This window comes from Candidatus Acidiferrales bacterium (genome assembly GCA_036514995.1).
Lineage (GTDB): Bacteria > Acidobacteriota > Terriglobia > Acidiferrales > DATBWB01 > DATBWB01.
In genome coordinates, this window is record DATBWB010000062.1 from 1 (window position 1) to 19,167 (window position 19,167).

At 58.5% G+C, this 19,167-nt stretch carries 18 protein-coding genes; 9 read left to right on the forward strand and 9 right to left on the reverse strand.

Annotated features, from left to right (window positions below; translation table 11 throughout):
- The 4 genes from VIH17_04345 to mdh all read left to right on the forward strand — a co-directional run.
- Positions 1-937 (forward strand): aconitase family protein (locus tag VIH17_04345; GenBank protein ID HEY4682463.1); only part of this gene is annotated, 937 nt, incomplete at its 5' end.
- Positions 938-1,082: 145 nt separating this feature from the next.
- Entirely contained in the window at positions 1,083-2,351 is a 1,269-nt protein-coding gene (gene icd, locus VIH17_04350; GenBank protein ID HEY4682464.1) for an isocitrate dehydrogenase (NADP(+)), read from the forward strand.
- Positions 2,352-2,384: 33 nt separating this feature from the next.
- Complete coding sequence (locus tag VIH17_04355; GenBank protein ID HEY4682465.1) at positions 2,385-2,840, forward strand: hypothetical protein; 456 nt, start codon at positions 2,385-2,387, stop codon at positions 2,838-2,840.
- Positions 2,841-2,864: 24 nt separating this feature from the next.
- On the forward strand, positions 2,865-3,791 hold the full coding sequence (mdh, locus tag VIH17_04360) for a malate dehydrogenase (GenBank protein HEY4682466.1): 927 nt from the start codon (positions 2,865-2,867) through the stop codon (positions 3,789-3,791).
- Between the two features lie 124 nt (positions 3,792-3,915).
- On the opposite strand, the gene VIH17_04365 is transcribed toward mdh, so the two are convergent.
- The 3 genes from VIH17_04365 to VIH17_04375 form a co-directional block, all read right to left on the reverse strand.
- The gene (locus VIH17_04365) at positions 3,916-4,830 is read right to left on the reverse strand and encodes a zinc ribbon domain-containing protein (protein ID HEY4682467.1); all 915 of its coding nucleotides are present in this window, start codon (positions 4,828-4,830) and stop codon (positions 3,916-3,918) included.
- A 390-nt stretch (positions 4,831-5,220) separates the two neighbouring features.
- Positions 5,221-5,925: a peptidylprolyl isomerase gene (locus VIH17_04370; GenBank protein ID HEY4682468.1), complete on the reverse strand. Its 705-nt coding sequence runs from the start codon at positions 5,923-5,925 to the stop codon at positions 5,221-5,223.
- 82 nt (positions 5,926-6,007) lie between these two features.
- Complete coding sequence (locus VIH17_04375; protein HEY4682469.1) at positions 6,008-7,225, reverse strand: dipeptidase; 1,218 nt, start codon at positions 7,223-7,225, stop codon at positions 6,008-6,010.
- A gap of 427 nt (positions 7,226-7,652) precedes the next feature.
- On the opposite strand from VIH17_04375, the gene sdhC reads away from it, so the two are divergent.
- The 5 genes from sdhC (at position 7,653) to VIH17_04400 (ending at position 12,817) form a co-directional block, all read left to right on the forward strand.
- Positions 7,653-8,042 (forward strand): succinate dehydrogenase, cytochrome b556 subunit, encoded by a 390-nt coding sequence (gene sdhC, locus VIH17_04380; protein ID HEY4682470.1) that lies wholly within the window; start codon positions 7,653-7,655, stop codon positions 8,040-8,042.
- A gap of 119 nt (positions 8,043-8,161) precedes the next feature.
- A complete protein-coding gene (locus VIH17_04385; GenBank protein ID HEY4682471.1) occupies positions 8,162-8,545 on the forward strand; it encodes a succinate dehydrogenase hydrophobic membrane anchor subunit in 384 nt (127 codons plus the stop codon).
- Between the two features lie 12 nt (positions 8,546-8,557).
- On the forward strand, positions 8,558-10,288 hold the full coding sequence (gene sdhA / locus VIH17_04390; GenBank protein HEY4682472.1) for a succinate dehydrogenase flavoprotein subunit: 1,731 nt from the start codon (positions 8,558-8,560) through the stop codon (positions 10,286-10,288).
- Positions 10,289-10,319: 31 nt separating this feature from the next.
- Positions 10,320-11,018, forward strand: a complete 699-nt coding sequence (locus VIH17_04395; protein ID HEY4682473.1) for a succinate dehydrogenase iron-sulfur subunit — start codon at positions 10,320-10,322, stop codon at positions 11,016-11,018.
- Between the two features lie 11 nt (positions 11,019-11,029).
- The gene (locus tag VIH17_04400; protein HEY4682474.1) at positions 11,030-12,817 is read left to right on the forward strand and encodes a 5'-nucleotidase C-terminal domain-containing protein; all 1,788 of its coding nucleotides are present in this window, start codon (positions 11,030-11,032) and stop codon (positions 12,815-12,817) included.
- Positions 12,818-12,879: 62 nt separating this feature from the next.
- Here the strand turns inward: VIH17_04400 and VIH17_04405 are convergent, their stop codons facing one another.
- From VIH17_04405 to VIH17_04430, 6 genes are all read right to left on the reverse strand, one after another.
- Positions 12,880-13,362, reverse strand: coding sequence for a DinB family protein (locus tag VIH17_04405; GenBank protein HEY4682475.1), 483 nt, complete (start codon positions 13,360-13,362; stop codon positions 12,880-12,882).
- 23 nt (positions 13,363-13,385) lie between these two features.
- Entirely contained in the window at positions 13,386-14,699 is a 1,314-nt protein-coding gene (locus tag VIH17_04410) for an inositol-3-phosphate synthase (protein HEY4682476.1), read from the reverse strand.
- 302 nt (positions 14,700-15,001) lie between these two features.
- Positions 15,002-16,735, reverse strand: coding sequence for a DNA polymerase/3'-5' exonuclease PolX (gene polX, locus VIH17_04415; GenBank protein HEY4682477.1), 1,734 nt, complete (start codon positions 16,733-16,735; stop codon positions 15,002-15,004).
- Positions 16,736-16,772: 37 nt separating this feature from the next.
- On the reverse strand, positions 16,773-17,789 hold the full coding sequence (locus VIH17_04420) for a GTPase (GenBank protein ID HEY4682478.1): 1,017 nt from the start codon (positions 17,787-17,789) through the stop codon (positions 16,773-16,775).
- 249 nt (positions 17,790-18,038) lie between these two features.
- On the reverse strand, positions 18,039-18,245 hold the full coding sequence (locus VIH17_04425; protein HEY4682479.1) for a cold shock domain-containing protein: 207 nt from the start codon (positions 18,243-18,245) through the stop codon (positions 18,039-18,041).
- A 234-nt stretch (positions 18,246-18,479) separates the two neighbouring features.
- Entirely contained in the window at positions 18,480-19,064 is a 585-nt protein-coding gene (locus VIH17_04430) for an NUDIX hydrolase (GenBank protein HEY4682480.1), read from the reverse strand.
- Between the last annotated feature and the right edge of the window lie 103 nt (positions 19,065-19,167).

Below are 19,167 nucleotides of genomic sequence, written 5' to 3' on the forward strand. Positions count from 1 at the left end.
CCCCGATTTCATCGGGGCGAGCGCGCTGACCAGCATGATTTCCGCGGGGGCGCGCATTCTGGAATCGGCCTGCGGGCCCTGCATCGGGATGGGCCAGGCGCCGCCCTCAGGCGGGGTTTCGGTGCGCAGTTTCAATCGGAACTTCGAGGGGCGGAGCGGAACGGCTGACGCGAAGGTCTATCTCACCAGCCCGGAGACTTGCGCGGCGACGGCGCTCTACGGCGTCATCACCGACCCGCGCAAACTCGGCGCGCCCGTTGACGTCGGGTTGCCGGACAAGTACTTGATCGATGACCGCATGATTCTTCCGCCCGCGGACAAGCCCGAAACCGTGGAAGTACTTCGGGGGCCCAACATCAAGCCGCTGCCCATCGCCCAGCCACTCGGCGAGCAGCTCGAAGGCGAGGTGCTCCTCAAAGTGGGCGACAATATCACGACCGACCACATCATGCCGGCGGGCGCCAAGATCCTGCCGTTGCGCTCGAACATTCCGGCGATTTCCCAGTTTGTGTTCGCCCGGGTGGATGAGAAATTCGCCGAGCGGGCCAAGGAGCGACACGGCGGCTTCGTCGTGGGAGGCTCCAATTACGGCCAGGGTTCGAGCCGCGAGCATGCTGCGCTCGCGCCGATGTACCTTGGCATCAAGTTTGTTTTGGCAAAGTCGTTCGCCCGCATCCATTGGAGTAACCTGGTCAATTTCGGGATTCTGCCGTTGCAGTTCACGAACGAGGCCGACTACGAGAAATTGGAACAGGGCGACCGCCTGCAAATCGCCGACGTTCGCAAATCGCTCGCTGAAGACAAGCCACTCGTCATCAAGAACCTGGCCAAGGGCACGACGTTCCCGGTCAAGCACGGGCTCAGCGAACGACAGCGGCAAATTGTGCTGGCTGGCGGGCTGCTGAACTACATCAAGCAGATGCATGCCGCCGGATAGCTTCCGCCGTCTGCGGCCGGGCATGCGCCGCCAGGAGAGTGGACGAAGCTCTTTTGATATCGGTTTTCGTGGTTTTTCGCGTTCCCCGAATTTCACGCCGCGCTTAATTTGGTATTCCCATTAAGATCGTGCCCGGGAGGATGTTGTGCCGAGAGATTCCTACAATCAAAACCCCGTACCCAAGGATGGCCAGCCGACCCTGTATGCCAACGGCAAGTTCAGCGTTCCGGATCGCCCGTTGATTCCCTTTATTGAAGGTGACGGAACCGGCCGCGATATCTGGAAAGCCGCCTCGCGTGTATTTGACGCGGCGGTGGAGAAGGCCTACGAAGGAAAACGACGAATAGTCTGGTATGAAATCTTTGCCGGAGAAAAGTCGTTCCAGAAGTTCAATACCTGGCTGCCGGACGACACGGTGGAAGCGATCCGCGATTTTCGCATCGCCATCAAGGGTCCGCTTACGACCCCGGTCGGCGGCGGGATCCGCAGCTTGAACGTCACCCTGCGCCAGGTGCTCGATCTATACGTTTGTTGGCGGCCTGTGCGTTACTTTGCGGGTGTGCCTTCGCCGGTGGTGCATCCGGAGAAAATGAATATCGTGGTCTTCCGCGAGAATACCGAGGACGTGTACGCCGGCATCGAATGGGCGTCCGGGAGCGAGGAGGCGAAGCGCATGATTGCATTTGTCGCCAGCCTCGGCAAGAAGATTCGTTCTGACTCAGGCGTTGGGGTCAAGCCGATGTCGCCATTCGGATCGAAGCGGTTGGTGCGGCGGGCCATTCAATATGCCCTGGAGACAGGCCGCAAGCGCGTCACCCTCATGCACAAAGGCAACATCATGAAATTTACCGAGGGCGCCTTCCGCCAGTGGGGCTATGAAGTGGCCAAAGAAGAATTCGCGAACGTCACCGTTATCGAAGAGGAGGTGACCAACAACCTGGGCGGGAAAATTCCAGAAGGGAAGATCCAAATCAACGATCGCATTGCCGATTCGATGTTTCAGCAGGTTTTGCTCCGCCCGGATGAATACGATATTCTGGCCACGCCCAATCTGAACGGCGACTACATCTCTGACGCCTGCGCGGCGCAGGTAGGCGGTCTCGGGATGGCGCCGGGCGGAAACATCGGCGACGGCTTTGGCGTCTTTGAGGCGACCCACGGCACCGCGCCCAAATACGCCGACAAGGACATGGTCAATCCCGGCTCGTTGATTCTTTCCGGGGCGATGATGTTCGAATACATGGGCTGGAAGGAAGTCGGCCGGCTTATCGAGCAGGGAATCGAGCGCACCATCCAACAGAAGCGCGTGACCTACGACCTCGAGCGGCAGATGCCGGGCGCCACAAAGCTCCGGACGAGCGAGTTTGCTTCTGCCATCGTCGAGAACATGCAGGAGGTTGTCGCCGCGCGGTAGTTCGAACTGTTCAGCTACAGGTATTTCTTATCCATGATTAGATTTGTTTTATGGGCTGTCGGCACCTACGTTGCGCTGGTAGTGGCAAACATGGTTTTACCACTTCCAATTGGCCTGCTCGCACAGAGGAAATCGGACAGGATAGTCGAGGTCGCTGAGAGCAGAGGCGAACTGTTCGGCGATGCGCTGCCTCGGCAGTTCTTCGCGACCATCGGATATGGAATAATCGCCGGCGCGATCCTTGCGCTGGGATTATCGCAAGTCACAGTCGCTTATGTGAGCGGTCATTGGATATACCAGGTCATCCTTGTTGGGATGTTTTTCTCAGCAACCCAACACGGCCAGCATTTGTATTTGGTTAAATCGAAGGTGGGATCCGGGATATTTGGAAGGACGGGGGACAAATTTGCGGGCGCAATGTTCGGTGGCTACTTTTGGGGCGCAATCATCTGTCTCATTATCCTCAACCTATTCCGGTGGCTGAAGTAGATTTCACTACTGAGGAGCGGATTTATGCGCAGAAAAGTGACAGTGGTTGGAGCAGGGCACGTGGGGGCGACGGTGGCGCAGCTCATTGCCAACAAAGAGCTAGCCGACGTCGTAATGACGGACATCATTGACGGGCTTCCTCAAGGGAAAGGCCTCGACATGCTCGAAACCGGGCCGATTGAGGGATACGATGCATTCATCCGGGGCACGAACGATTACAAGGACACGGCCAATTCAGACATTATCGTCATCACCGCCGGTTTTCCGCGCAAGCCGGGCATGAGCCGCGACGACCTCTTGATGAAGAACTACGAGGTCATCAAGGCGGTCGTCGAGCCATGCGTCAAGTATTCACCCAATAGCATTCTCGTCATGGTCACCAACCCGCTCGACGCCATGGCGCAAGCGGCGTGGAAGATCAGCGGTTTTTCCAAGAACCGCGTCCTCGGAATGGCCGGAGTGCTGGACACGGCTCGCTTCCGTGCTTTTATCGCCATGGAGCTGAACGTTTCTGTGGAAAACATTTTTGCGTTCGTTCTGGGCGGTCATGGCGACGACATGGTGCCGCTGGTCCGCTACACCAACGTGGCTGGCATCCCTCTGGCGGAACTCCTGCCGAAGGAGAAAATAGACGCCATTGTCGAGCGCACCCGCAAGGGCGGGGGCGAGATTGTTTCCTTGCTCAAGACGGGGAGCGCCTATTACGCTCCCGGGGCGGCGGTCGCCGAGATGGTGGAATCGATCCTCAAAGATAAGAAGAAAATCCTGCCCTGTTCGGTCTATCTGGAAGGTGAATACGGCATCCAAGGGGTCTTTGTGGGCGTGCCGGTGAAACTGGGAGCGAGGGGCGTCGAGCAAATCATCGAGATCAAATTGACGCCGGAAGAAGATGCCGCCCTCAAGAAATCGGCCGCGGGCGTCAAAGAATTGGTTGAGGTGATGAAACTGTAGCGCAGAGCTTCGGGCGGCGGTTGAAATCCGAAGCAAACAACGGGCTCCAATGGGCGGGCCGATCTGACCCGCCCATTATTGTTGATGCATGCCACCCACGCGAAAGTCTGGGCCGCCGCGCCGATCAGTGCGATCGGGTCATGGCCTCGCCTTTGCGCACGACCAGCGTGGAAAATTGCTGCCCGAGGAAGACGGCTGGTGTGCCGTTGACTTTGACGGTGACGTTGTCGGGGGTCTCGGCGGAGACGGTGAGTTTTTGTTTTGCCGAAAAGACCATGCTCTTGCCGGGTTCGAGAGCGCCGACAAATACCTTTTCCTCATCCGAGAACAATGCCACCCAGGTTGGAGTGGAGACAGCTACTTCCGCTTGAAAAAGTTCCGGCGCCGCTGCGGCCGCGCGCTGGCGCGAAGCGCGAACCAGCAACCCAATCCCGGTGAACATCAGGATTGCGACCAAAGTAAGCGCCGCGATCGTCGAAGGCTTTTTCCAGGGGGAAAGGGCGAGACGACGGGACTCGTCCTCGACAAGTCGCTCCTCCGGCCGGCCAGACGAAGCCACGGTGGCGGGCTCAGTCGCGGGTTGCGGCGCGCGCATCTTGACGACCTTGAGGGCGTCAGTGTGGACGGCGGTTGTTGCGGTGGCGGCTCGTCTCGCCTCAAAATCTTTTTGGGCCCTTGTGGCGACCCCAACCGGAGCTGGCTCAGCAACCTTGCTCGGCACGGAGGCTTCCGGCTGGATGGATGCCCGGGCCGAATCCTGCAGCCGTTCGGAGGCGCTTGGAATCCCCAGGCCGCAGTGCGGACAGATTTCCGTTTTGATCTTGACCACGTGCTGGCAAAAAGGACAGCGACGCGCCTTGCCGGCGCGGATCATTTTTTCCGGGTCACGAAAAAGCATCGCGAAGGGAAGGGCGAGGACGGGGCTGATGAGAAGCGAGACCGCAAAGAATTCAACGGCCGGCAATCCGCGACGAAGCGCCACCAACGACACCAGCCCGGACAGTGACAACCAAGCAAGCGCAACAGCGAGGACAAGCATGGCTCGACTCCATCTGTTCAAGGCTGGGCAAAAAACCAGGCTGGGGTGCCAAGGCAAGCAATTTTCTACGCCTATTCTACCCTAAAAGGCAAGAAGCTCATGCAACTTTGTTCTCAGTTCCTAACCCCCTGTCCTGACAGTCTGTTGCAAGTTTCTTGCAAATCTTTACGGCCCCGTCACACATGGCGGTCGGGAAGAGAGCTATGCTGGGGCGGCAAGGGTCGCCCTGGTTTCCACACTTCGAAGTGGATAGGGGAAACGAACACGTGCGCCGGGCACGACGCGACTAGCGCCGTTCCAACTTAATGAGCCTATACATCTCGATCCTGTATGATCAATAAAGGATGCCGTGTGGCTTGCGGAAAATGGCCCCAAATAGTTGGAACGGGACTAGGCGGGCTTCGTCTTGCGCGCCGTTGGCTTGGGCTTTTCCGGCTCCGGGCCGACACGCTCGATGACCACTCTCTTTAGATAAACAGGCGTAACCGGTGAGGCCATCTCCCCCATGCTGTTGCGCTTTTTCGGAACAGCGGCAATTTTTTCCGCGACTTCCTGGCCTTCGATGACTTGCCCAAAAATGGTGTGCTTGTAGTTGAGGGGCATGGTGGGGACAAGGGTGATGAAAAACTGGGAAGCGCCGGTGTTGGGTTGGCCGATGTTGGCCATGCCCAACCGCCCGGGACGGTCGTATTGGAGGCTGGGGTCGAATTCATCGGGAATGGTGAAGCCGACGTCTCCGGTGCCGTCGCCCTTGGGATCGCCGGTCTGGATCATAAAGCCCGGGATGACGCGGTGAAAAAGCACGTTCGAATAAAGCGGTTTGCCGACCATCTGCGCCCCGGTTTTTGGATTCGTCCAGGGCTTGGTGCCCTTGGAAAGAGCTACAAAGCTTCCGACGGTGGCGGGCGTCTCTTTTTCGAAAAGCCGCGCCACGATGTTTCCCAAAGAAGTCTCCAGGGTTGCGTAAAGGCCGTCCTCGCGCGCTGGTTGAGCGGGCGGGCTGGCGGGCGACGGCGCAGCCGGTTCTTGCGCCCAAAGGAAGGCAGTGACGAGAAGAGTCACGACAGCCGGGAGGCAAAACCACGTTCGATCCATGTTTGCATATCTCCGTTTTTTTGAAATACGATAACTCGAATCTGAAATTCCAAGTTTCCGAGCTGAGATCGAAATCCAATACTCAAGGCGCCGAGTGCTCGAGCCGGCTGACTTTATCTACCTTCGCCATGACGCGCAACACATTCCCACCCAGAATTTTCTTGATGTCCCCGTCGCTGTACCCGCGCCGCAGAAGTTCTTCCGTCAATTGCGGAAGGCGGGAGGCATCTTCCATTCCCTCCGGCATGTCAGCCCCGTCGAAGTCCGAACCGAGACCCACATGGTCCACACCGACAAGTTTCACGACGTGATCGATGTGATCCACGATGTCCGTCCAGGCCACCTTGGGAAGCGAACGGTGATTTTCGATGTCGAGCCGCCGGATCTCCTCCGCGCGTTTCTTGTGGTCGCTCGCATACTTCGCCTCAATGGCGTCGCGCCGTTTGCTGAATTGGTCTCGGTGCTTGCGGGATTCATCAAGATACTTTTGGTTCAGGAACCCGGCGTAAAAGTTGATTTGCATGACCCCGCCGTTTTTCGCGAGAGCGCGGATCATGTCGTCGCTGATGTTGCGCGGGTGGTCGTTCAAGGCGCGGCAGGAGGAATGGGAGGCGATGAGCGGCGCTTTCGAGGTGGCAACGGCATCGTAGAAGGTCTTGTCGGAAACATGGGAGATGTCCACCATCATGCCCAGCCGGTTCATTTCGCGCACGACCGCTTTGCCAAAGTCAGAAAGGCCATCGTGGGCCGGGGTGTCGGTAGAGCTGTCGGCCCAATCCGTGTTCTTGCTGTGCGTCAGGGTCATATACCGCACGCCAAGCGCGTGGTACGTCCGGAGCAAACGCAGGTCGCTGTCTATCATGTGCCCGCCTTCCAAGCCCATGAGCAACGCGATTTTTCCCTGGCGTTTGGCGCGGCGGATATCCTCAGCGGTGGTGGCGAGCATCAGCTTGTCCGGGTGACGCCGGGCCTGTTCGCGCACGGCATCGATGAGTTTGAGCGAGCGTTCGACAGCCGGGGCACCCTGGGTCCTGACGTTGACCCAGATGGATTGAAACGTCGCGTCCAACCCGCCCTCCCTCATGCGGGGGATGTCTATAGCACCTTCGGGGTCACGGTGATCCAAATCGAAATCTTCATCCAGCATGCGTTGCGGGGTATCGGCATGCGTATCCACGACAATCGCTTCGCGCTGGATCCTTTGCGCGCGCTCCTTCAAGTCTTGAGCTGGGCGAGACCCAAGCGGAATGGCCGCGAGTATAAGGAAACCGACAAACCCTGACGACAGAGCACGCGGCATGGTGAGGACCCTCCGGGATACGGGGAAGACAGAATGCCACAATATACCGCGCCGGGCAACGGTGCGCTCTTCATGTTCCTCGATGAAAGGATGCTCAGAACGAAGTTGAACGAGACTTTTGCTTTGTGTAGGATATGGATTCTCTCTAGTTCCGACGAGTCGGGACAAGGGAAGCGGGCGTATTCGATGGCCCCGCCTGACCGCATATAGAGAGGTTGTCCTTTCTATCCCGCCGCCCCGTTCGAAGAAGGATGTTTGTGCGCTACGTCCCCAGAAGACTGCCAAGAAAGTCCGCAGATGCTGAAGGCGGGAGGCCGTTGCGGCGGACCGGGGAATTCCTTTTGACCGAGGGCAGACGTTGGCTTCTGCCTTGAGTGCGGGCGCGGGTGCCGAGGCAACCGCAAGCTGTTTCCGGAGGAGGCTCGACATGGACGAAGGTCGCGGAGGAATTTTTGCCTGGCTCGGCTATCGCGGAGGCCCCGGCCAGTTGGCCTGGGTGCTGCACCGGGTGACGGGCATTGGCGTGTTGTTGTTTTTTGTCATCCACGTAGTGGACACGATGTTCATCTGCTATGGCCCTGAACTTTACAACAAGGTGATGGCGCTCTACCGGCTGCCGCTCTTTCGCTATGGAGAAATCGCCCTGGCGGCGGCGCTCCTCTATCACGCGATCAACGGCATCCGGATCACGATTTTGGATTTCTGGCCGGAGTTGGGGAGGAAGCAGCGGGCGCTTTTTTATGCTGAGATGGTTCTTTTCACCGTCATTTTTGTTCCCGGCGCGTTGTGGATGCTTAAGTCGTTTGTGAAATTCTAGCGCTGTTGGCGCGTTGCGGCGCGGCCGAATCCGGAGAGAATCGAAATGGCTGGCTTGGGACAAGATCGGCGGGAGTGATTCCAGGAGAGATGAATCGGAAGGGAACCAGGAGAACGACCATGGGAATCAGCGGAGCAGGTGGACATATTCGGCCGTTGGGGGGCTTGGAGTTGAGCGCATGGATTTTTATGCGCGTCTCGGGGGTTGTGCTGCTCTTCATGGCGCTCATTCATCTGGCCGTCATGCATATCATCAACAACGTGGATGTGATTGATTACGCTTTTGTCGCTCGGCGCTACGCGCTGCCCTTTTGGCGGATTTACGACTGGCTGATGCTCTCCCTGGCGCTGCTTCATGGCTTCAATGGGGCGCGTGTGCTGGTGGACGACTACTTTCGTCCGGGCGGCCGCCGCACCACCACCCTCGCTGTGCTTTATCTGCTCGCTTTCGTTATCTACATTCTAGGTTCGTACACGATCTTGACTTTCGTCCCGAAAGTCTAACGGGGTCAACCGGTGGCTGAAATTCATAGATATGATGCAGTGATCATCGGAGGCGGCGGCGCGGGGTTGATGGGCGCCGTGCAGCTTGCCGGCAAATGCAATCTGGCGGTCTTGAGCAAGCTTTACCCGATCCGCTCTCACACCGGCACCGCCCAGGGTGGAATTGGGGCGGCGCTCGGGAACATGGAAGAGGACCACCCCGAGTGGCACACCTTTGACACGGTAAAGGGAGGCGACTACCTGGTGGATCAGGACGCCGCCGAAATGATGTGCCGCGAGGCGGTTGAGACCGTCTATGACCTCGAGCATATGGGGCTACCCTTCTCCCGCACCGAGGACGGAAGGATTGCCCAGCGGCGGTTCGGCGGCCACACGAAAGAATTTGGCAAGGCACCTGTTCGCCGGTCCTGCTATGCGGCTGACCGTACCGGTCACATGATTCTCCAAACGCTCTACCAGCAGTGCATCAAGCAGCAAGTGCACTTCTTTGACGAATTCCAGGTGGTGGACGTCCTGCTGGAGAATGGTCGCGCGGTCGGGGTGGTCGCCATCCAGGCAGCCACGGGCGAGCTGCACCTCTTCCACGCCAAGGCGCTGCTCTTTGCCTCCGGGGGTTGCGGGCGCATCTATCAGATTACGTCCAACGGCCACGCGCTGACGGGCGACGGGATGGCCATTTGCCTTCGCCGGGGCATCCCGTTGGAGGACATGGAATTTTTCCAGTTCCACCCCACGGGCATCTACAAGATGGGCATCCTCATCACCGAGGGGGCGCGTGGGGAAGGCGGCATCCTGCGCAACCGCAAGGGCGAGCGCTTCATGCAGCGTTACTCGCCTACGCTGCTTGATCTGGCGCCTCGCGACATCATCTCCCGGGCCATGTACCTGGAAGCCCGCAACGGATTGGGGATCGACGGGAAAAACTATTTCCATCTGGATTTGACCCACCTTGACCGCAAAATCCTCGAGGAAAAATTGCCCGACGTCACCGACTTTGTGCGCACCTACCTTGGTATTGACCCGGTGAAGGAGCCGATTCCGGTGCAACCCACCGCGCATTATCCCATGGGGGGCATCCCGACCGACATGGACGGTCGGGTGCTGTGCGACGAGAAGAATACGGTCGTTCCGGGCATGTATGCTGCCGGGGAGGTGGCCTGTGTTTCCGTCCACGGCGCGAATCGTTTGGGGACGAACTCGTTGGTGGACATCCTGGTTTTTGGACGGCGCGCCGGCCGGGACATGCTGAAGCTGGTGAATGCCGCGGATTGGCCGCCACTTCCTCCCGAGCCGGACGGCTTCGCTCGGCAGCAGATTGAGGCGTTGCGGACCGCCAGCGGCAAGGAATCGGCCGCAGCCATCCGGGAGACACTCCAGAACGATATGATGGACAAGGCATCGGTCTTCCGCGACGCAACGCAGCTAAAGGCCATGCAGGCGAAGCTCGCCGAGCTGCGCGAGCGGTACAAGCAGGTTCGGGTGCGGGACAGAGGCTCGGTTTTCAACACCGAATTGCTGGAGGCCCTGGAGCTGGGGTATTTGATCGATCTGGCCGAAACGATCGTCGTCGGCGCCGTGGCGCGAGACGAGAGCCGCGGGGCGCACTATCGCGAGGATTTTCCCCAGCGCGACGACGCTCAGTGGCTCAAGCACACTCTCTTCTACCAGACGGACAAGGGACCACGATTGACCTATAAGCCGGTGGTCATTACGAAGTATCAGCCGCAGGAGCGGAAATATTGAATCTGTCCGGCGCGAAAGATAGGGAACCACGATGCAAATTACCCTGAAGATCAAGCGCTTCGACCCGGCCAGGGACAAGGAAGCTCACTTCGAGTCCTACACGGTCGAAGCCGAGCCCACCGACCGCCTCCTCGATGTCCTGAATACGGTCAAGTGGCATCAAGACGGAACGCTGGCTTACCGCCGCTCCTGTGGTCACGGCATTTGTGGTTCGGACGCGATGCTCCTCAATGGCCGGAACCGGCTGGCCTGCCGCGAGCTCATCAAAAACCTGGGTGGGCGCATCACCATCGAGCCCCTGCGCGGCTTCAAGGTCATCAAGGACCTAATTGTGGACATGGACGCTTTCTTTGCAAAATACCGCGGCATCAAGCCTTATCTGCAGCCGGGCGACCCTGACCCCGATAAGGAGCGCCGCCAAAGCATCCTCCAGCGCGAGCGTTTTGACGACACCACCAAATGCATTCTCTGTGCTTGCTGCACCACTGCCTGTCCCTCCTACTGGGCAAACCCGGACTATCTGGGACCGGCCGCGATCGTGCAGGGCCATCGCTTCCTCTTTGATAGCCGCGATGCAGCAAAGGAGGAGCGCCTGGCCATTCTCAATGGAGGCGACGGCGTTTGGCGCTGCCGGACGATCTTCAACTGCGTGGATGCCTGTCCTCGCGATATTGATGTCACGCGGGCCATTGGCGAGGTCAAGAAGGCCTTGCTGACGGGCAAAGTCTAGGGCTGAAGCCGATGCTCTCGCTGATCCAACCGTTCTCGTCCCATTGCCGCCCATCGTCGAACAGTGAGGGACACGGCCTTGCCCGTAAGGATCGCAGGTTCCGTCCGGTTGGAACGACGCTAGCTTTTTTCCGACGCTCCGCCATCCTGCTTCTGCTTTTCTTTTTTGCCGTCGCTCCCCTGGCAGCGGAAGAAGTACGGATCACCATCGCCGCCACCACCGATACGCACGCCAATATCTGGCCGCTGGACTATTATCGAAACCAGCCGGCCAATCGCGGCTTGGCCAAGGCCTTTACCATCATCCAGAGCATTCGCGCTCAGAATCCGAACACGCTGCTCGTGGATTGTGGCGATACGATTCAAGGGACGCCGCTGGGTTACTACTTCAGTCGCAGAGACCTGGAGCGGCCCAACCCGGTCGTCCTGGTGATGAACCGGATGGGCTATGACGCAATGGCTGTGGGAAATCACGAATTCAATTTTGGGCTGAAGGCGCTATGGAAGGCAAAGAAGGAATCAAGATTTCCCTGGCTCAGCGCCAATACCCGCGGGGTCTATGCCGACCCGGTGCGCGCCTTTCCGCCATACCTGGTCAAGGAGGTTGCCGGTGTGCGGGTGGGGATTCTGGGTCTCACCACACCCGGTATTCCTCGCTGGGAGCTGCCCCAACACTATACGGGCTATAAGTTTCAAGGCATTGTTTCCACGGCGCGCAAATTCGTCTCCATTTTGCGAAACCGGGAGAGAGCTGATGTCGTCATCCTGATTGTCCATTCGGGTTTGGACCGCGATACGGAGACGGGCCAGATTCATCCTGGGCAGGTTCCTGGGGAGAATGCCGTATGGGAACTCGCTCACAGCATTCCAGGGATTGACGCCATCATCTTCGGTCACACGCATCAGGAAGTGGAGGGACGGTTCGTCAAAGGGGTTCTGCTGACCCAGCCGAAGAATTGGGCGCAGTCAGTGGCGCAAGTGGATCTGAGTTTGAGCAGGCGCGACGGGCGCTGGAAGGTGGAAGCAAAACAGAGCAAGGTCATCCGGGTAACGGACGAGGTTGTTGCCGACCCCGAAATCCTGGTGATGACGAGGGAGCACGAAGAAGCCACGCAGAAGTATCTCGAGACGCCGATCGCGCGCGTGGACAAAACACTCAGCGCGCAGAATGCGCGCTATGAGGATAACCCCCTCGTGGATCTCATACTGAAGGCAGAGATGGAATACGGCAAGGCGGATGTGGCCTTGGCTTCCGTCTTCAATCCAGCCGCCAAAATCCCAGCGGGGCCTGTTACCGTGCGCCAGATCGCTTCGCTCTACTTTTACGAAAACACTCTCTACACCGTGGAAATGACCGGGAAGGCCCTGAAGCTGGCCCTGGAACATGCAGCCGAATATTTCCAAGGCTGGCCGGTTGCACCCGGGACTCCCCTGACCAGCGGAAAGCTGTTCGGCTACAACTACGACATGGCCGAGGGCGTCTCCTACAAAATTGATTTGCGCCGGCCGCCGGGCAGCCGCATCGTGGATTTGAAATTCCATGACCAGCCGCTCCAGCCGCAACAGAAACTACGACTCGCCGTCAACAGCTATCGTTATGCCGGCGGCGGACAGTACACCATGCTTCGGCATGCGCCGATTCTTTTTCAGTCGGCCGTGGAAGTCCGCGACCTGCTGATTGATTTCGTGACGCGGAATGGCACGCTCCCCACCAAGCCCACGGGCAATTGGGAAATTATTCCCCCGGAAGCTCGTGAAGCTCTCGTGCAGTCAGTTGCGTCCGGCGACGGAGCTCGATAGCCTCCGACTGCCGAAAATCGAAAAGCGAAAATCGAAGCGGGCCTCAGTGCTCCCCACTTCAGCTATTTACCAGGGTTTTGCTGTTTCAGGCGTTCGATTTGGCCGATGTGGTTGGCGTCGTGGTTGGCCAGGGTCTGAACCAGGTCACCAAGGGTGTAATGCTTTTGATATTCGGGATGAAAGCCTTTGCGTTCCATGTCCTCCGGTGCAGCAAGGTCGAGAAGGCTGAGCGTGGCCTTGCGCGCTGCCCGAAAAAGCTCGAGCTTGTCAGCAAGGGCAGCCTCCCGGTAGCGGAATCGTTTGGCCCAGGCATTCTGATCAATCGGAGCGAAGGTTGGATTCGCGTCAGCCAGCACCTGCCGCATGCGGTAGCCATAGACGAGCTCGACATCCGCCAGATGAGCGACGATTTGGATGGGCGACCATTTGTCAGGCTGTGGCGGAGTGCGCAGGGCAGCGTCGCTCATGTCTCGGGTAACGTGCTCGAGCAGCGCCGGGCCTCGCTTCAATGCGTCCACTTGGCGTTCAAATTCTTGGAAAGTCATTTTCGAACCTTCCTGGCAAGCGATTAGTCATAGTATTCCGTGCCCAGGTGCGTGATCAATTTCTCGCCCTTGAGCCAGCGGAGGGTGTTTTTGAGCTTCATGAGCTGGATGAAAAGGTCGTGCTCGGGATAAAGCTCAGGGGCGCACATGGGACTTTTGAAATAAAACGACAGCCACTCCTGGATGCCGCGCATCCGGGCGCGCTTGGCAAGATCGAGGAGGAGAACGAGATCGAGAACAATGGGCGCCGCCAGGATCGAATCGCGGCACAGGAAATCGATCTTGATCTGCATCGGGTAGCCCAGCCAGCCGAAAATATCAATGCTGTCCCAGCCTTCCTTGTTATCGCCCCGAGGCGGATAGTAATTGATGCGCACCTTGTGGTAGAGCTTGCCGTAAAGCTCCGGATAGACCTGCGGTTGAAGGATGTATTCGAGCACGCCTAACTTGGATTCTTCTTTCGTTTTGAAGGATTCCGGGTCGTCCAGCACCTCGCCGTCCCGGTTGCCCAAAATGTTGGTGGAGAACCAGCCGTCCACGCCAAGCATGCGCGCTTTGAGCCCGGGGGCGACGATGGTTTTCATGAGCGTCTGTCCGGTCTTGAAGTCCTTGCCGCAGATCGGCACGTTGTTCGATTGCGCGAGTTCAATCATGGCCGGGATGTCCACGGTCAAGTTGGGCGCGCCATTGGCAAAGGGGACGCCGCTCGTGATCGCCGCGTACGCGTAGATCATGCTGGGGGCAATGTCCTCGTGGTTTTCTTTGAGCGCGCGCACGAAGCTGGCGGCGTCCTTGTGGACCTCCGAGGGTTTGCGATACACCTCGGTGGAAGCGCACCAAACCATGATCAGGCGGTCGCACTTGTTCTTCTCCTTGAACTTCGCCATATCGTCCTTGAGCTTCAGGGCAAGATCCCACTTCGTTTTGGCTTTTTTGACGTTGGACCCGTCGAGCCTCTTGACGTAGTTTTTATGGAAGACCGCCTTCATGGGTCGGATGCTGTTCAAAAAGGGTTTCAACTGGTGCACGAGCGAGCGCTCGAGCACGCCGGCCTTGATCGCTGCCTGGTAGGCGCTATCCGGGAAAATATCCCAGCCGCCAAACACCAGATCGTCGAGAGAAGCAAGCGGCACAAATTCGCTGATCTTCGGTACGCGATTTTCCGTACGCTTGCCAAGCCGAATGGTACCCAACTGGGTCAACGAACCGAAAGGCTTGGCCAGGCCGCGGCGCACGGCTTCCACGCCGGCGAAAAAAGTGGTTGTCACCGCCCCCATGCCGGGTGTGAGGACTCCAATCTTGCCCTTGGCCGGAGGAATTTTGGCAGGACGCTCCATAAATTCAGGTTTCTCCTCGGCAATGGTTTGCCCCGTGCCATGTGGTAAGGGGCTTCGAAACGGTCGCCGCTGAGCGATGCGCTATGATGTCGAAAATGCTCTTGCCTTGCAACCCCTCTCTGGCACCACGGTCGGCATGCTGGAATGCTCGATGGAGGCCCCGGTCTTCTCAAAACAACTTGTTTACGTGCTTTAGGTGTATCCGAGCCGGCACAAGTGGTGCGATGTCGAGCCTGTCCAGCAGGCTTGAAAGGCCGCGGCGGCTTGCCGGCGAAACAGCCGGCACACTCTCTCGCCGCGGACTACGGCCCATTTCCCCTCAACTCCGCCATCATCTTGTCGAGGGGGAGGGTATTGAGGACATCCTTCTTTTCGAGCCAGCCGCGCCGGGCCATCTTCACACCGTATGGCATCCACTCCAGGTGGGTGGTGGCGTGGGCATCGGTGGAAATAACGATTTTCACTCCCCGCTCCTTGGCCATGCGAAGGTGAATGTCCTTCAAGTCCAGCCTGTCGGGAAAGGCATTCAGTTCCATCACCACGCCGCGCTTCTTGGCCTCGTCCAAAACCTTTTGGATATCAAAGGGGAAGGGATCGCGACGCAACAGCAGGCGTCCGGTGGGATGGGCCAGAATCTGAAGGCGCTTGTTCGCCATGGCGCGCAGCAGCCGGTCGGTCATGGCGGACGATTCCATGTTCATGTAGGAGTGGACAGAGCAAACGACAACGTCGAGCTGCGCCAAGACTTCGTCATCCAGATCGAGCGAGCCGTCTTTGTTGATGTCCACTTCCATCCCGGCCAAGAGCCGAATGCCGTCGGTGCGTTTTTGGGCCTCGCGAATTTTCTTGATCTGCTGGAGCGCGCGCTTCTCATCGAGGCCGTTCGCCACCGTGACCGCTTTGGAATGTTCGGTAAGTGCGATGTACTTGTAGCCGAGCCTCTTGGCGGCCTGTGCCATCTCCTCAATGGAGTTTTTGCCGTCGCTGGCGGTGGTGTGCATCTGAAGGTCGCCGCGAATGTCGTTGAGCGCAACCAGCCGGGGAAGCTTGTTTTTCAGCGCGGCCTCGATTTCGCCGGTGTTCTCTCGAAGTTCGGGTTCAATGTAGTGCAAGCCGAGGCGGTGGTAGATTTCTTCCTCGGTGCGGCTGGCCACTATGCGGTTGCCCTTGAGGGTGGATAGCCCGTATTCGTTCAGCGTATAGCCCAGTTTGTTGGCCAGGCCGCGGAGGGCGATATTATGCTCCTTGGAACCGGTGAAGTACATCAACGCCGCGCCAAAATTCTTCTTGTCCAAAATGCGCACGTCCACTTGCAGGGTATTTCTTAGCCGGAAACTGACCTTGTTCTCCCCGTGAGCCAGCACCTGGTCAATCTCGGGGTATTTCAAGGTGTGCTCGCTCACCGCTTTGCCGTTTTCGGAAATCAGCAGCAAGTCGAGATCGCCGATGGTCTCCTTGCCGCGGCGGAGAGAGCCAGCCGGGGTGATGCTCTCGACGCGGTCCCCGAGCCTTTCGATATAATCCACAAGCAATGCCGCCGTGCCGTCGGCCACGTGGATGTGGAACCGGCCGGCCGAACGTTTGTGGACTTCAACCGCCTTCAAAATGTTTTGCTCGGTCTTTTCGCCAAAGCCAGCCAGGTCGCGCAACTTGCCCTCGCGGGCAAGATTTTCAACGTCCGAGACAGTGCCCGCTTTGAAAGTTTTCCAGAGGACAGCAACCTTCTTGGGACCAAGCCCTTGCAGCGAGAGGACCTCCAGGATGGTCGGCGGATATTTCTTGAGCAGTTGCCGGTGAAGTTTGTAGCCGCCGGTGCTCACGATTTCCTGGATATGCTCGGCCATGCGATCGCCAATCGCGGGAAGCGCCGTCAAATCCCCGGCGGGGTCGCGGGCAATGTCTTCGATGCGCTCGGATAGGGATTCAATCACCTGGGCAGACTTCTCGTAGCTGCGGTAGCGGCCAATCTGAGCGCCATCGAGCTCGAGCAGGTTGGCGGTCTCGCGCAGGATCTTGGCAATCTCCCGATTTTCCATGCCGAACTCCGTCGAAGATTATAAGCGAAACCACGACCTAACAATGGAGCTCAATGACGTCGCGATCCACCAGCGCGTAGTCGCGCTGGACCATCTGGCCTTCAAACTTTCCGTGGCCCCAAACGCGAGCGTATCGAAAGGATTGGGCAAGATCCTTGTGGACGCGTTCGGCGAGGGTGACGACGGTGGCGCCGCGCTTCAGGACATAGGGCGCGGTGTAGTCCGCTTTCTTGCCGGGTGCTTTTGTGTAAACGCGCAGAATATCCAGCCGGGTGAAGATGGCGCGCTTCAAATCCTCAAGCCCCTCGCCCGAATCCGCAGACACAGAAATCATGGGGAACCGGCCGCGATAGAGTTCCTCAAGCGCCGAAGCATTTTCTCCGGCCCCGGGCATATCTCGCTTGTTGGCCACCAGGAGCGTTGGGAGCGCAATGCATCCGGCCGGAGTGGCCGTTCCGGCAGGGAGGCCTGCTGGCCGGTCAAGCAGAGGCTGGTGCCGCAGGAGGATCCTCGATTTTTCCAATTGGCCGACCGTGGTTTCAATCTCGTCCAGCAAATCGGGCGCACCCAGATCTACCACCAGCAAGGCTGCATCGGCGTAACGAATCACCTGCGGCAGCCAACTTTCCAAAGATTGCGGATGGACGGGCGGCAAATCAACAAGCTGAATTTGAATGTCTTCAAACGGCATCATGCCGGGACAGGGCAGGCGCGTGGTGAAGGGATACTCAGCCACCTCCGGCGTGGCGTGCGTCAGTTTCCGAACAAGAAGCGATTTGCCGGTGTTGGGGGCGCCGATCAAAACCACCTGGCCGGCGCCCTGCTTTTCGATATGGGGAACAGCAGCACCGCGGGCAGGCCCGCCCTTGTGCTGCAGCTCGCCGCGCACCTTGGCCATACGGCGCTTGATGTCCGCCTGCATTTTCTCGGTGCCTTTATGTTTGGGAATCGTCGCAAGCATCTCTTCGAGGGCGTCAAGTTTTTCGCTGCCCGTTTGTGCGGCTTTGAACCGCTTTTCGGCGTGGAGGTATTCAGGGGTGAGATTGGCCGGCATGCTGGCCCTCGTTCCCTCCCATTATCGCTCAGCCTAAAATGAAATGGGTAGCGAAGCCTGCTCTTCTTTGAAGGGTCTTGGTTTTTATCAGAAAAAAACGAAGCCCTAATCCCCATCCCTAAACTTCGGGGCAGTCCAATCTTTGCTACCGGAAAGGACGAGGGCGATTGGGGCGTGCCCATTCGAGGTGGGCAAACAAATGGAGGCCGCCGCTTCCGCGGAGGCCTCCGAAGTTGTCGTCGGTGAGGTTTATGATATCTTGACGACGTTGGCAGCCTGGGGTCCCTTCTGGCCCTGAACGATCTCGAACTCGACCAATTCCCCTTCTTGCAGGGTCTTGTAGCTATCACCGACGATCGCGGTGTAGTGCACAAAAACGTCGGTACCGTCGTCCTGGCCGATGAAGCCGTACCCCTTGCTGTTATTGAACCATTTTACGCGTCCTGTCGCTTTCACTTACCTTCCTCCTGAGAGACATTCAAGCTGTTGTGTGCCGTCATCCCGCCATGGCAGGAGTCGCCCTTGAATAGAAAAAAATCCGCCGCGCCCTGTGGTTCCGGTCGTTCGCGTACCATTCGGCAAGCCCGCAACAGCAGCGAATTCTACCAAAGGCGCTTGGACTGTCAAGTGGCAAGCCGGGCTGGCCTGCACTGGGGTTTTTTCGAAGCAGCCGAATGTTTTCATGCAGGTTCATGCCGGACGCCCCAACCGTGGCCCAAGCGTCGCATCAGCTCTTCGTTTGGAAAAGATCGCATAAAACAGGATGCCGGCGATGGACTTGGCGTCCGCAATCCTTCCGCGGCGGATCATCCGCAGCAATTGCGACAAGGAGAATTTCCGCGAGACGATCCTTTCGTCGTCCTCCGGCGCTGCCTGGCCCGGGCGCAAGCCTTCCAGGCGATAGAGAACCATCCTTTCGCTCACAAAGCCCGGAGTCGGGAAAAAGGCGAGTAGCCGGACACAGCGCGCGGCCCGGTATCCAGCTTCTTCCCTCAACTCACGGCGCGCAGCGGCGAGCGGCGATTCGCCCGGCTCGATGTGCCCGGCGACCAGTTCCCAGAGAGAACGCTTGACCGCGTGGCGATATTGCCGGACCATGAGAATCTTCCCGTCGGGAAAGATGGGCAGCAGGACAACCGAGCCACGGTGTTCCACCACGTCGCGGATGGCTTTGATATTTCCCGGTTCGACGACCAGGTCCCGCCGGACAGTAAAGATCGGGCCCCGGAAGATGACCCGAGAACCTTTGACCTTACACTTGGATGAAAGTTTCATTTTGGCGCTCATCTTCACGCACATGAGCGGGGCAGGCATGCCCGGCCTGGGCAACACAGAATCACAAAGCAGGCCGCCCATGCCCGGGCAGCCGCTCTTGCTC

What these genes read in the sequence shown, in the direction of transcription:
- polX (HEY4682477.1), bottom strand. Translation starts at nt 16,735, where the DNA reads ATGGAAAATCGGGAGATTGCCAAGATCCTGCGCGAGACCGCCAACCTG.
- VIH17_04405 (HEY4682475.1), bottom strand. Translation starts at nt 13,362, where the DNA reads ATGACTTTCCAAGAATTTGAACGCCAAGTGGACGCATTGAAGCGAGGC.
- sdhC (HEY4682470.1), top strand. Translation starts at nt 7,653, where the DNA reads ATGGACGAAGGTCGCGGAGGAATTTTTGCCTGGCTCGGCTATCGCGGA.
- VIH17_04385 (HEY4682471.1), top strand. Translation starts at nt 8,162, where the DNA reads ATGGGAATCAGCGGAGCAGGTGGACATATTCGGCCGTTGGGGGGCTTG.
- VIH17_04370 (HEY4682468.1), bottom strand. Translation starts at nt 5,925, where the DNA reads ATGGATCGAACGTGGTTTTGCCTCCCGGCTGTCGTGACTCTTCTCGTC.
- VIH17_04395 (HEY4682473.1), top strand. Translation starts at nt 10,320, where the DNA reads ATGCAAATTACCCTGAAGATCAAGCGCTTCGACCCGGCCAGGGACAAG.
- VIH17_04375 (HEY4682469.1), bottom strand. Translation starts at nt 7,225, where the DNA reads ATGCCGCGTGCTCTGTCGTCAGGGTTTGTCGGTTTCCTTATACTCGCG.
- VIH17_04400 (HEY4682474.1), top strand. Translation starts at nt 11,030, where the DNA reads ATGCTCTCGCTGATCCAACCGTTCTCGTCCCATTGCCGCCCATCGTCG.
- VIH17_04355 (HEY4682465.1), top strand. Translation starts at nt 2,385, where the DNA reads ATGATTAGATTTGTTTTATGGGCTGTCGGCACCTACGTTGCGCTGGTA.
- VIH17_04365 (HEY4682467.1), bottom strand. Translation starts at nt 4,830, where the DNA reads ATGCTTGTCCTCGCTGTTGCGCTTGCTTGGTTGTCACTGTCCGGGCTG.
- VIH17_04430 (HEY4682480.1), bottom strand. Translation starts at nt 19,064, where the DNA reads ATGAAACTTTCATCCAAGTGTAAGGTCAAAGGTTCTCGGGTCATCTTC.
- VIH17_04410 (HEY4682476.1), bottom strand. Translation starts at nt 14,699, where the DNA reads ATGGAGCGTCCTGCCAAAATTCCTCCGGCCAAGGGCAAGATTGGAGTC.
- mdh (HEY4682466.1), top strand. Translation starts at nt 2,865, where the DNA reads ATGCGCAGAAAAGTGACAGTGGTTGGAGCAGGGCACGTGGGGGCGACG.
- VIH17_04420 (HEY4682478.1), bottom strand. Translation starts at nt 17,789, where the DNA reads ATGCCGGCCAATCTCACCCCTGAATACCTCCACGCCGAAAAGCGGTTC.